The 12,963-nt window shown below is 41.7% G+C and carries 11 protein-coding genes; 10 read left to right on the top strand and 1 reads right to left on the bottom strand.

Going from position 1 to position 12,963, the window contains the following annotated elements; all coding sequences use genetic code 11:
- Positions 1–131: 131 nt before the first annotated feature.
- From murQ to MPH60_RS27790, 10 genes are all read left to right on the top strand, one after another.
- Entirely contained in the window at positions 132–1,040 is a 909-nt protein-coding gene (murQ, locus tag MPH60_RS11065; protein WP_241589036.1) for an N-acetylmuramic acid 6-phosphate etherase, read from the top strand.
- A gap of 11 nt (positions 1,041–1,051) precedes the next feature.
- Positions 1,052–1,909 (top strand): MurR/RpiR family transcriptional regulator, encoded by an 858-nt coding sequence (locus MPH60_RS11060; protein WP_101221915.1) that lies wholly within the window; start codon positions 1,052–1,054, stop codon positions 1,907–1,909.
- A 32-nt stretch (positions 1,910–1,941) separates the two neighbouring features.
- The gene (locus MPH60_RS11055; RefSeq protein ID WP_241588740.1) at positions 1,942–3,312 is read left to right on the top strand and encodes a PTS transporter subunit EIIC; all 1,371 of its coding nucleotides are present in this window, start codon (positions 1,942–1,944) and stop codon (positions 3,310–3,312) included.
- Positions 3,309–4,346, top strand: coding sequence for a MupG family TIM beta-alpha barrel fold protein (locus MPH60_RS27900; protein ID WP_241588739.1), 1,038 nt, complete (start codon positions 3,309–3,311; stop codon positions 4,344–4,346). The genes MPH60_RS11055 and MPH60_RS27900 overlap by 4 nt, the downstream gene beginning before the upstream one ends.
- Positions 4,347–4,520: 174 nt before the next feature.
- Positions 4,521–6,461 carry a glycoside hydrolase family 3 protein gene (locus MPH60_RS11045; protein WP_272492768.1) on the top strand — a complete coding sequence of 647 codons (1,941 nt, stop codon included), beginning with the start codon at positions 4,521–4,523 and terminating at the stop codon, positions 6,459–6,461.
- Between the two features lie 13 nt (positions 6,462–6,474).
- Positions 6,475–7,713 (top strand): exo-beta-N-acetylmuramidase NamZ family protein, encoded by a 1,239-nt coding sequence (locus MPH60_RS11040; protein WP_405389781.1) that lies wholly within the window; start codon positions 6,475–6,477, stop codon positions 7,711–7,713.
- Positions 7,714–7,892: 179 nt separating this feature from the next.
- Positions 7,893–9,368 carry an N-acetylglucosamine-specific PTS transporter subunit IIBC gene (gene nagE, locus MPH60_RS11035; protein ID WP_241588738.1) on the top strand — a complete coding sequence of 492 codons (1,476 nt, stop codon included), beginning with the start codon at positions 7,893–7,895 and terminating at the stop codon, positions 9,366–9,368.
- Between the two features lie 347 nt (positions 9,369–9,715).
- Positions 9,716–10,144, top strand: coding sequence for a DUF1801 domain-containing protein (locus MPH60_RS11030; protein WP_241588737.1), 429 nt, complete (start codon positions 9,716–9,718; stop codon positions 10,142–10,144).
- Positions 10,145–10,190: 46 nt separating this feature from the next.
- Positions 10,191–11,234, top strand: coding sequence for an oxidoreductase (locus MPH60_RS11025; protein ID WP_241588736.1), 1,044 nt, complete (start codon positions 10,191–10,193; stop codon positions 11,232–11,234).
- Between the two features lie 251 nt (positions 11,235–11,485).
- Positions 11,486–11,611 carry a hypothetical protein gene (locus tag MPH60_RS27790; RefSeq protein WP_272492767.1) on the top strand — a complete coding sequence of 42 codons (126 nt, stop codon included), beginning with the start codon at positions 11,486–11,488 and terminating at the stop codon, positions 11,609–11,611.
- Positions 11,612–11,717: 106 nt separating this feature from the next.
- Here the strand turns inward: MPH60_RS27790 and MPH60_RS11020 are convergent, their stop codons facing one another.
- Positions 11,718–12,905: an MFS transporter gene (locus MPH60_RS11020; protein ID WP_137018505.1), complete on the bottom strand. Its 1,188-nt coding sequence runs from the start codon at positions 12,903–12,905 to the stop codon at positions 11,718–11,720.
- Between the last annotated feature and the right edge of the window lie 58 nt (positions 12,906–12,963).

Below are 12,963 nucleotides of genomic sequence, written 5' to 3'. Positions count from 1 at the left end.
CCTCAAAAATATCTTGTATCCGAGTAATGAAAACGCTATCATTGAATATAATATGAAATATAATTTCATTATTTTCTATTAAAAAATGAAATTATATTTAAGTAATTGTTTATGGGAGGATTTAATTGTCTATGGAAGAACACTTGCGTTCATTAACGACTGAATTACGGAACGAAAAGACAATGAATATCGACAGTGTAAATACGATGGAAATCATCTCTGCAATCAATAAAGAAGATTTTAAAGTGGCAGCAGCGGTTGAGGAGGTATTGCCAGAAATTGAAACAGCGGTTGAATGGGCTTGCGAATCGTTAAAAAAAGGAGGGAGACTCATTTACATCGGCGCAGGAACGAGCGGAAGACTCGGTGTGCTGGATGCCGTGGAATGTCCCCCGACTTTCAGCACACCGCCTGATAGGGTACTGGGAATAATCGCAGGAGGGGAAAAGGCGTTTGTTCGGGCTGTTGAAGGAGCAGAGGATAAAGAAGAGTTTGGGGAATGTGATCTGATTGATGTGGGCCTTACAGCAAATGATACGGTTATTGGCATTGCGGCAAGCGGCCGTACCCCTTATGTGAAGGGGGCTTTACGTTATGCAAGAAAAGTTGGGGCTAAAGCGGTCGCTTTATCATGCAATAAAAACGCGAGCATCACCGAAGCAGCAGATATAGGGATTGAAGTGATTGTCGGACCGGAAGTGTTAACAGGATCCACGAGAATGAAAGCGGCAACCGCACATAAAATGGTACTTAATATGATTTCAACGGCAACCATGATTCGGCTGGGGAAAGTCTATGAAAATCTGATGGTTGATGTAAATGTCAGTAATCAAAAACTGAAGGACCGTGCAATAAGCATCATAGAAACTGTAACGAATGCTGACTATGATCAAGCATTGAATACGCTTGTAAAGGCAAATAATCAAGTTAAGCCAGCGATTGTCATGATAAAAACGGCAACAGATTATGAAAGAGCAATGGAGTTACTGAAAAAAGCGGATGGAGATGTCAGAAAAGCCATCTCCATCTATGAAGATTAAGGAGGGAAGAAATGGCTACAGGAGGATTATCAATCATACAGACGATGTTGAGCAAGCTGCCGCAATCTGAACAAAAACTAGCAGAATATATTCTCAAGAATCCTCATGAAGTTGTGAACAGTACTGTACAGGAATTAAGTACGTCTGCCCAAACAAGCGGGGCTGCTGTTATTAGGTTGTGTAAGTCGCTTGGCATAAAAGGATTTCAAGATCTGAAAATAAGGATTGCCGGAGATTTGATGAAGACCGTTGAACAGGGCTACCGGGATATCGAGCCTTCCGAATCACTATATCGGATTGTGGAGAAAACAACGAGTAATTCGATTCAGACCATCCGGGACACATCTGAAATAATCGATCACGATAATCTCAAACATGCGATAACGCTGATGCTGAATGCTAAAACCGTCCACTTTTGCGGTGTCGGTGCTTCGAATATAGTTGCGGCTGACGCTCAGCAAAAATTACTTCGCATCAATAAAGGGGCAACGGCTTTTACAGATATGCATTTAGTTGCAACTTTGATTGCAAATGCAGATGAAAATGATATCGTTTTTGCCATTTCATTCTCAGGGGAAACACCAGAAGTTGTCAATATTTTGAAGCTGGCAAAAGAACGTGGGGTCAAGACGATCGGGCTGACTCATTATGGCCAAACAACAGTATCTTCTTTGTGTGACGCCACGCTGTATACATCCTTTTCGAATGAAGCACCGTTTCGTAGTGCAGCCACATCCTCACGATTGGCACAATTATATATGATTGACATTTTGTTTTTGGGGATGGCTTCAGAGCAATATGAAGAGACTGTCCAATATATTGATAACACCAGGTCTGCCATTAAATCGATGACAGATCGATATAAATGAGTGATACGAGATTTGACAAAGGGGGCTTTTGAATGGGTAAGGGGGATAAGTACGCCAGTTTAGCCGAAGAATTATTGGGGAAATTAGGCGGGGCATCAAATGTTGCCGATGCTGCGCATTGTATGACCAGACTAAGGGTATTGCCAATTGATCGTTCGAAAGTAAAAATGGAAGATATAAAAAATACGGAAGGCGTTTTTGGAGTCATTGAAGAGGAAACGATACAAATCGTCCTCGGGCCAGGCGTGGTGAACAAGGTTCATTCAGAATTTGAAAAGCTTTTGGAAGATTCTTCGGGCAAATTGAACTTAAAGGAAGTAGCCTCGAAGAATAAATCAGAGATTGATAGGAAAAATGCAAAACCTTTTAAACTTTTTTTACGCAGGATTGCAAGTATTTTCATCCCTTTAATTCCCGCCTTAGTGGCATCAGGTTTGATTACCGGTATAACAAAAGCAATCGTTCAAGCAGGCTGGCTAGCAGCAGAATCACAATTAGCCATCATTTTAACCGTTATTGGATCGGGGCTGTTTGCCTACTTGGGGATTTTGGTTGGGACCAATGCTGCAAAAGAATACGGTGGATCACCTGCACTTGGTGCACTTGCAGGTATTTTGGTCATCAACCCCGCCGTCGGCGACATTTCATTGTTCGGTGAAAATTTGCTCCCTGGCCGCGGTGGATTGATAGGTGTCCTCTTTGCAGCTATTTTCATAGCCTTGGTGGAAAAACAGGTCAGGAAATTCGTTCCTCAATCACTGGATATCATTTTGACGCCAACCATTGCTTTACTCATTACCGGGATTGTCACTTACATTGTATTTATGCCGGTAGGTGGGTTTTTATCTGATGCCATTACGACTGGGTTATTGAATGTATTGGATTTCGGCGGTGTTGTAGCTGGGTTCGTCCTTGGTGCGGCCTTCCTCCCTCTCGTCATTACTGGCTTACATCAAGGTTTAACGCCTGTCCATCTAGAATTGATCAATTCGATTGGAGATGATCCACTGCTTCCCATTTTGGCGATGGGTGGCGCGGGCCAAGTGGGAGCGGCATTTGCCATCTATATGAAAACGAAGAAAGCAAGTTTGAAGAGAGCAATCGGAGGAGGCCTTCCTTCCGGGATGCTTGGTATCGGCGAACCTCTTATATTTGGAGTGACCCTGCCATTGGGCCGTCCTTTCTTAACGGCATGTTTAGGTGCAGGAGTAGGCGGGGCATTCCAGGCTCAATTCGGAATCGCAACGTCGTCCATCGGTGTGTCCGGACTGCCGCTCACCTTTTTAGTTCATCCAAATCAAATCGCTCTGTTCCTCGCTGGATTGTTCATTTCCTATATAGCAGGATTTATTTTTACGTATCTGTTTGGATTTAAAGATGAAATGGCGGTTGAATTCAAGTGATCGGAATCTCTTTTTATCTACAAGACCCGCATGCAGAAACACAAATCATACATGCTGCTAACCTGGGAGTGAAGAGAGCATTTACCTCGCTTCATATTCCTGAAGAAAAGGGCGACCTGGTGAAGAGAATGATCATGCTTTTAAAGCTTTCAGAGTCCTACGGAATGGAAATCCATGCAGATGTCTCAATAAACACCCTTGACCATTTGGGGATTAGCAAATTTACGGATTTATGGCCATTAGGTATTAAAGGTATTCGCCTTGATGATGGATTTGATAAAGAAACGGTCATATCATTATCCAAGGTGTTTTCACTTTCACTGAATGCAAGTACGCTGAATGAAGATGAACTTTTAGCCGTGCTTGAAGGCGTGGACCCGGAAAATCTGATAGCTTGGCACAACTTTTATCCAAGGCCTGAAACGGGCCTTGATGAAGAATTCTTTCATGAACAAAATCGAATGTTCAAGAAATACGGCATTCCGATCTTTGCTTTCATCCCGGGTGCAGAAAGTAAACGCGGTCCAATTCATGAAGGTCTTCCGACGCTTGAAAAACACAGGTTGATGAATCCTTACGCTGCCGGTATCGAGCTGTTTCAGCATGTGGAAGGAGTTTTCGTTGGAGATCAAGGAACGGAGAATAATCTGCTTGAGAATCTGACTGCTTATAAAAGTCAAAATATTCTAACTGTTAGAGCGGAATCCCGACTCTTGCAAAGCGGTCAGTACGAATTGAGGCCAGATGTTTCTCAAGATGTTTTCCGGCTGCAGAATACCCGGGTCACAGCAAAGGTTGCGCCGAGTAATACAGTTGCACGCAGTCTTGGATCCATAACGATGGACAATGATGGTTACGGAAGATATCGGGGAGAGGTCCAGATATGCAAGAGAGACCTAGGGGCAAATCACCGAGTTAATGTGATTGGGCGAATTATAGAAGAAGATCTTCCCTTGCTGTCCCTTCTAAAGCCTGGTCAAACGATAAAACTTATATTGAGTGACCAATTGGGCTCTATGATTCAATTATACTAGGATAAATGGATATCTTTCATGATGGCTTGTTTAAAAGAGGCGGCTGACGGGATTCCCAATGCTGCCTTGATTTCTTTATAGGATCTATATAGTTCTTTTCCATAACCCCTTCATGGTAGTGGTTATGGAATTGCTGCTAAAAGAACTAAAAAGTACACAAGGGAGGAAGCCTAAATGATAAAAAGGATATGTGCCCCTGCTGGAATCGCATTATTCTTGGTTATATCCATTCTGGGAGGGAATGCGGCAGCAAAAGGATCAGAGACTGAAAAAACGGTATCGGATATTCAGGAAATCGTAGCAAACATGACAGTCGATGAAAAAATCGGACAAATGATCATGCCGGATTTTCGAAATTGGCAAAAACAAGGAGAAGCGAAGGCGACGGGGTTTATTGAAATGAACTCAGAAGTTGCAAGCATCATCAAAAAGTATCATCTGGGCGGTGTTATTCTGTTTGCTGAGAATGTAGTCGATACCGAACAAACGGTACGACTCACCGATGGTTTGCAGATGGCAAGCCGGGAACTTCCGCTGTTCATAACGATTGATCAGGAAGGTGGAATCGTAACTCGCCTTCAAACTGGAACGAATCTTCCCGGTAATATGGCACTTGGTGCTGCCAGAAAAGAGAGTTATGCTTATCAATCTGGAGAAATCATTGGCAAGGAACTGTCGTCACTTGGCATAAATGTCAATTTCGGGCCGTCCGTCGATGTGAATAATAATCCTGGAAATCCCGTTATTGGCGTTCGTTCCTTCAGTTCTGTTCCGGAACTTGTAGCAAAGATGGGCATTCAGACGATAAAAGGATTGCAAAATCAAAACACGATAGCAACGACCAAGCATTTCCCCGGCCACGGAGATACAGCAGTCGATAGTCATTATGGTCTCCCCCTTGTTTCTCATGATAAAGAACGTTTGCGTTCAATCGAGTTGATGCCATTCCAAAGGGCCATAGATGCTGGAGTTGATATGATGATGACTGCACATGTTCAGTTTCCTGCATTCGATGACACTACGTATATCAGCAAAAAAGACGGTCAAGAGATTATGGTTCCTGCAACGTTGTCACATAAGGTCATCACGGGTCTATTACGTGAAGAAATGGGTTTTGACGGTGTCGTGGTTACAGATGCATTGAATATGAAAGCCATCGCGGACAACTTCGGACAGGAAGAAGCTGTTGTCCTTGCATTGAAGTCTGGAGTTGATATTGCATTAATGCCTGCACAGGTTAATTCGCTTCAAATGGAAAAGAATTTAACCTCTGTATTCAATGCAGTGAAGTCAGCAGTGGCAAGCGGGGAAATTCCTCTAAATCAAGTCAATCAATCTGTAACAAGGATACTTGAACTGAAAGAGAAAAGAGGGATATTAAACCCTGATGAAACCCCGATCGATAAAAAAATCGAAACCGCGCTTCAAGTGGTAGGGAATGAAGATCATTTGAAAAAAGAAAGGAAAATCGCGGAAGATGCCATCACCATATTGAAAAATGAAGAAAAAACATTGCCTTTCAAACCTAAGAAAAATGATAAAGTTTTAATTCTTGCTCCTTTTGATGACCAAGTTGAATCCATGTCCAGGAGCATCAGCGAATTAGCTGTTAAAAAGAAAATAAAGAAAGTCCAAATAACGGGTATGAGTTTTTCAGGAAAGTCATTTACAGATCAAGTGGCCAGACTCATTGATGAATCGGACTTCGTCATAACTGGTTCCTATGTTGTCAAAAACGATCCGGCTGTCAATGATGGAGTGATCGATGATAGCATTCAAGATTCTTCGAAGTGGGCAACAGCCTTCCCTAGAGCGGTCATGAATCATGCTAATAAGAAAGATAAAGAATTTGTTTTAATGAGTTTAAGAAACCCTTATGATGTTGCAAACTTTGAAGAAGCGAAAGCTGTCCTTGCTGTTTACGGATTTAAAGGGTATTCGAATGGGCGTTATAGACAGCCGAATATCCCGGCAGGCATCTCGACCGTTTTTGGAGAATCAAAACCTAAAGGCACGTTGCCCGTCGATATACCATCAGTAACTAAGCCCTCTGAAAGTCTTTATAAATTTGGATACGGATTAGATATTAAATCAGGAAGACCCATAAAAAAATAAGGAGGGAAGTATTTTGAAAAGAATCATAATCCTATTTACCATTTGCATGCTTTCTTTCGGCATCGCTTCCTCAAAAAGTGTAACCGCTGTTAAAGAGAAGAAAAAACAAAAGGTCAGTCCTGGTATTGAAGTCCTTTTAAAAGAAGAAAAGAACGTGTTAAGCGGAAAGAAGGTCGGCTTGATTACGAACCCAACTGGCATCGATTCAAAATTAACCAGCATCGTCGATCTACTTCATGATGATCCGAACATTAATTTGACAGCGTTATTTGGTCCTGAACATGGAGTGCGTGGAGATGCGCAAGCTGGTGCAAGCGTTGAATATTATATTGATGAAAAAACAGGGTTGCCCGTTTATAGCTTATATGGCAAAACGAAAAAACCGACGCCCGAAATGTTAAAGGATGTTGAGGTCCTTGTTTTTGATATCCAGGATGTCGGAACGCGCTATTACACTTATATCTACACGATGGCATATGCAATGGAAGCAGCCAAAGAAAATGATATCCCCTTTATCGTGCTGGACCGGCCGAACCCACAGGGCGGGGAATCGGTAGAGGGGCCGGTACTTGAACCTGAATTCTCATCGTTTGTTGGATTGTACCCAATACCGCTAAAGCATGGGATGACAGTTGGGGAACTCGCGACTTTGTTCAATAAAGAATTTAATATTGGTGCAGATCTAAAGGTCATCAAGATGAAAGGCTGGAAACGAGATATGGACTACGATGATACTGGTCTCCCTTTTGTCTTGCCGTCACCGAATATGCCGGCAGTTTCCACAACTTTTGTATATCCGGCTACTGGCTTGATCGAGGGAACGAATGTCTCGGAAGGCAGAGGAACGACTAAACCATTCGAGTTGATTGGTGCTCCTTATATAAACAGTGATGAGCTTGCTGGGAAATTAAATGCATTAAGGTTACCTGGAGTAAAATTCAGGGCCGCCTCCTTTACACCTACATTTTCAAAACATGCAGGTAAACTTAGCCACGGAGTGGAAATTTATATAACGGATAGAGAGGAATTCAAGGCTGTCCCTACTGGACTTCACATCATCAAGACCATTCAGGATTTATATCCTGGTGATTTCGAATTCCTTGCAGCCAAAAATTTCAATTTATTGATTGGAAATGGCTGGGTAATGTCAAGAATTGAAGAAGGTTCATCAGTAAATGAAATCATGAAAGAATATCAAGCAAAGCAGGATGCTTTTAAAAAGGTTCGTAAAAACTACTTGCTCTATAAATAAGTTAAAAAAGAAAAGTCCGGTTGGACTTTTCTTTTTTTTATGGAGGAGTAAATCGTTAAGACTTTATTCCTGAATATAGCCAACTTTATATATGAAATGAAGTTCTAAAATGGAAGGAACCGTTGTCTAATAGAATATGGGGTTTGCCCTAAATCAGTAATTGACAGGAGGAAAGCGGGATGAAAAAATATCTTCAAAAAATTGGGCGTTCCTTGATGCTGCCAGTAGCCGTATTGCCGGCAGCCGCCATTTTAATGGGGATTGGTTATTGGATAGATCCGGCAGGATGGGGTGCGGGAAGTCCGTTAGCGGCTTTCTTAATAAAAGCAGGTTCTTCGATAATCGACAATATGGCTATCTTGTTTGCTGTTGGAGTGGCGTTGGGAATGTCGAAAGGAAAAGATGGAGCCGCCGCTTTAAGCGGGCTGGTAGCCTATCTAGTTGTAACGACGTTGCTTTCCACGGACTCTGTAGCGATGCTGCAGGGAATTGATGCAAAAGATGTAAATCCAGCATTCGTGAAAATAGAAAATGCATTTGTCGGAATCCTCTCGGGCCTTATCGCGGCAGCTATGTATAATCGGTTCAGTAAGGTCGAACTGCCGGATGCACTCGCTTTCTTTAGCGGTAAACGCCTTGTCCCGATCCTTACTGCGGTTGTCATGTTACTTGTTTCCCTTATATTATTCTTCGTATGGCCACTCATCTACTCCTGGTTAGTTACATTTGGTGAAGGAATAAGTGAATTAGGTGCTGCTGGAGCAGGACTCTATGGATTCTTTAATCGGCTTTTGATACCAACAGGTTTACATCATGCATTAAACTCTGTATTTTGGTTCGATGTAATAGGACTTAACGATATCGGTAAATTCTGGGCTGGTACAGGAATAAAAGGAACCACAGGCATGTATCAAGCCGGATTCTTTCCCGTCATGATGTTCGGTTTGCCGGCAGCAGCCCTTGCCATGTACCATACGGCAAAATCACGGAAGAAAAAACAAGTTGCCTCATTAATGCTTGCAGCCGGTTTCGCTTCATTTTTCACAGGCGTTACTGAACCGTTGGAATTTGCTTTCATGTTTGTTGCACCAGCACTATTCGTTGTTCATGCCTTATTAACTGGAATATCATTAGCAATTGCTGCGACCTTCCAATGGACAGCAGGGTTCGGTTTTAGCGCAGGATTCATTGACTTTGTTTTAAGTTCAAGGTTGCCAATGGCAAATGAACCTTATATGCTACTTCTTCAAGGACTGGCTTTTGCTGTCATCTACTATTTCTTATTCCGATTCTTGATAACAAGGTTCCATTTAATGACTCCTGGCAGAGAAGATGATACAGAAGATGAGCTTGATGGCGGAGGAGCGAGTGCGGAAGCAGACAGCAGTCAAGGCGGGAAAAACGAGAGTAAATTCTTTGGAATGGCTTCCGCTATTTATGAAGGACTAGGCGGAGACGCAAACGTCACATCTGTAGATAACTGCGTTACCCGTTTAAGAGTTGAAGTGGAAAATATGGGAGCTGTCGATCAGAATAAAATCAAATCAACAGGGGTTGCTGGAATCAATATCGTGGGTCCCCAAAGCATTCAAGTCATCGTAGGGACACAGGTACAATTCATAGCTGATGAAATTGAAAAGATCCGGCGGCAATAGCTAATACACTAAAAATCTACGATCAGGATTATATTTTCTGATCGTAGAGATTTTTATGATAAATTACTGATTTTTAACGTACAAAAGATTTATCTTTATAAACTCTGCGCTTAAAATAGAATAAAACGAATCAATGTTCTATAATATATAAGGGTATTGAATGAAGGATTTGCCATGAAACTTGGAGAACTAGTAATGAAGAACGACCGCCAATCATTGATACATCGGTGATGAAGGCTGTATACATACATATCAACCTAAAAACACGATTGTATAGGGTACTATGATACTGGGCAAGCGATATCTTATGAATTTTTCTGCCTTTTAATATAAGGGAGGTTCCGGTCATGTATAAACAAAAAACCAAAGAAACTGACAGTAGTGTCATTGAGTTCATTGAGAACGTCGATAACCCGAAAAAACGTGCAGATGCATACGAATTGCTGGATGTTTTTACCGAAACGACAGGTTATGAGGCAAAGATGTGGGGACCGAGCATCATTGGGTTCGGTACTTATCATTATAAATATGAATCAGGTCACGAAGGGGATGCCCCCCTGGTAGGCTTTTCTCCTCGAAAAGCAAAAATCAGTTTATATTTTGCTACGGGGGACAAAAAAAGAGAAGAATTGTTACTGGCATTTGGAAAACACACTTCCGGAAAAGCGTGTGTGTACATCAATAAAGTGGCAGATATCGATATTAATGTATTGAAAGATTTGATTAATCAATCTGTCAAGTTTTTGAGAGATGCATACCCGGACAATGAAATATAATAAAATGTATGTTTAAGAGGAACAAGAAAGCGAGTGGGACAGAAAAATGAGAAAAATTAAAGTTGGCATAGTTGGATACGGATTGTCAGGAGCTACTTTTCACGCGCCATTACTAAGTGTTTTAGGGCAGTTTCAAATTGCGAAAGTTGTCAGCTCCAATAAGGAAAAAGTCCAAAAAGATTTGAAAGATGTGGAAGTGGTAAGCAGCTTAGAGGAAATTCTTGAAGACCCGTCCATTGATTTGGCTGTTATTACGACACCGAGTGGTTTACATTATGAAATGGCCAAGCAAAGCTTGTTAGCAGGGAAGCATGTCATCCTTGAAAAGCCAATGGTAGTGGAAGCCTGGGAGGCGGAGGAGCTCATTAAGATTGCCGAGGAAAAGAATCTGCTATTAAGTGTCTATCATAACCGGAGATGGGATAATGACTTTTTGACCGTGAAAAAACTTATGGATGATGGAGTGCTTGGGGAAATCAATACATACCAAGTCCATTATGATCGATACCGGCCTGTGGTCAGGGATAGATGGAGGGAAAAACCAGGCCCGGGATCAGGCATGCTTTATGATTTAGGATCACATCTCATTGATCAAGCACTTCATTTGTTTGGATTGCCGCAATTCGTTTGGGCAGATGTATTTTCCCAAAAGGAAAATGCAGAAACGGATGATTATTTCCATGTAATATTAGGATATGAAAAGCTGAGAGTTATCTTGCATTCAGGCTCAATCGTTCCATTTAATGGACCGCGCTATCAAGTGCATGGAAGTAAAGGATCATTTATCAAGTACGGTCTTGACTGCCAAGAGGCAGCCCTAAGTGAGGGAAAAAAACCGATTGATGACTCTTGGGGTGCAGATGAACCCGAATGCTATGGTAAGCTGGTTACGGTTGAAGGTGAAAATGAGACTCATGAAACCATTGAAACACTGCATGGATCTTATTTAACATATTACCAGGCAATTGCCGATAGTATATTAAGCGGGAAAAAAGCTCCAGTAACCGCCCAAGAGGGATTATCGGTCATTAAAATCATTGATGCGGCTTTTGAAAGCAGTAAAGGGAAAAAAGCCGTATATATTAAATGAAATTCATTTTCCACTTATAACAATATAAAAGAAAAAAACTGAATGATAAGCGGCCTTATTTTCTTTTAGAGGAAAAAGGCCGCTTTTTGTTTTGGTCCTAGCATCATTAACATAAGAAGCAAATACTCGTGAATTAGGATGTAACGCAGGATTTTGAGCTGATCCAGCATGAAAAAGGAGCGAATATCCAAGAGATTGAGCGTTTACTCGTGAATTTGACGCATTTACTCGTGAATTTGGAGCAAATACTCGTGAGATTCACCCAATTACTCGTGAAATTGAAGCAATTACTCGTGAATTCGGATGTAACGCAGGATTTTGAGCTGCTCCAGGATGAAAAGGAGCGAATATCCAAGAGATCGAGCGTTTACTGGTAAATATACAGTTTGAAGGATTACAATTGATATGAAAATCATAATGAAAAACCCCCGAATGGCGGCGGCTACTCGGGGGTTTTGTTAAGGCAGAAATGCCTTTTAAGCTCTAGGATAATGCCTTTGCATGAAGTGATCGCTTTTGCCATGCCATGGTAATCATCAAAGTAATGAATAAAAGGATAAGGCCCAACATGAACGGATAGGTAATGTGGACATCATACATCATTCCGGCAAGTGTAGGTCCGAGCACATTTCCGATGCTCATATATGCATTATTCATACCCATTGCAAAGCCCTGCTCATTCCCTGCCATCTTGGAAATCAGTGTGTTAAGAACTGGACGCAAAATGGAAGTGGAAAGGAAGATGATAAGCGAAATCAAAAAGAAAATCAGATAACTTGTAGCAAAAAGTGATAGAAGGAAACCGATTGCTGCAACACTGATAAAGATATTCAGCACATTCACTTCCCCGAATCGCTGTACGATCCGGTCGACGACAAACAGTTGCACTATTACACTGACGATACCCGTAGCTGTAACCATGACAGCGATGTCCTTAGGACTTGAATTGAATTGATTATCAAGATAAAGACCAATTACGGATTCATATGCCATTAAGCCAAAGCTCATTACAAGGGTAATGATGAGTGGGATGAAATAAGGCATTTTCACGGATAAGGCAATCTTCCGAATCATCGTTTCAGTTTTTGCATCCATGGATTGTGCAACCTGTGCCGTTTCGCTTTCTTTTAAAACAAAAATCGAAAATACCACAGCTGATAGGGATACCAGCGCAGAAATCAAAAAGGGAAACTTCAAGCCAAAGTCAGCTAAAAAACCTCCAATTCCCGGACCGACTACAATTCCCAGGGACATGGCGGCCGATACTAAACTATTGCCTTTGGCGCGTTGATCAAATGTGGTGATATCGGCTACATAAGCAAAAATTGCGGGTATAAGCAAAGCTGCTCCGATCCCGCCAATGATACGTGAAGCATATAATAACCAAATGGAATTGACTGCATAAAAAATAAACATGGATAATGTCAAACCGACCAATCCATAAATAATCATTTTTCTGCGCCCGAATTGGTCAGTCCATTTTCCGGCAATTGGCGAAAAGATAAGTTGTGCACCAGCGAAAATGGCGATCATTAGGCCAGCGGCGGTGCCACCTTGATTAATGGAGGCCAGGTATGCTGGTAAAATGGGAATGATGATACCGAAACTTCCTATTGCTATAAACATATTGATCATGAGGATAATGATCTTTTTGCGTTGTTCTGCTGACATGGACAGCCTCTCTCTCTCTTTAAAAAATCAATAACCAATTTAATTCGCATGGTTAATT

The organism is Peribacillus sp. Aquil_B1 (assembly GCF_022603275.1).
Taxonomy (GTDB): domain Bacteria; phylum Bacillota; class Bacilli; order Bacillales; family DSM-1321; genus Peribacillus.
This window is presented reverse-complemented; position numbering and strand designations above follow the sequence as displayed.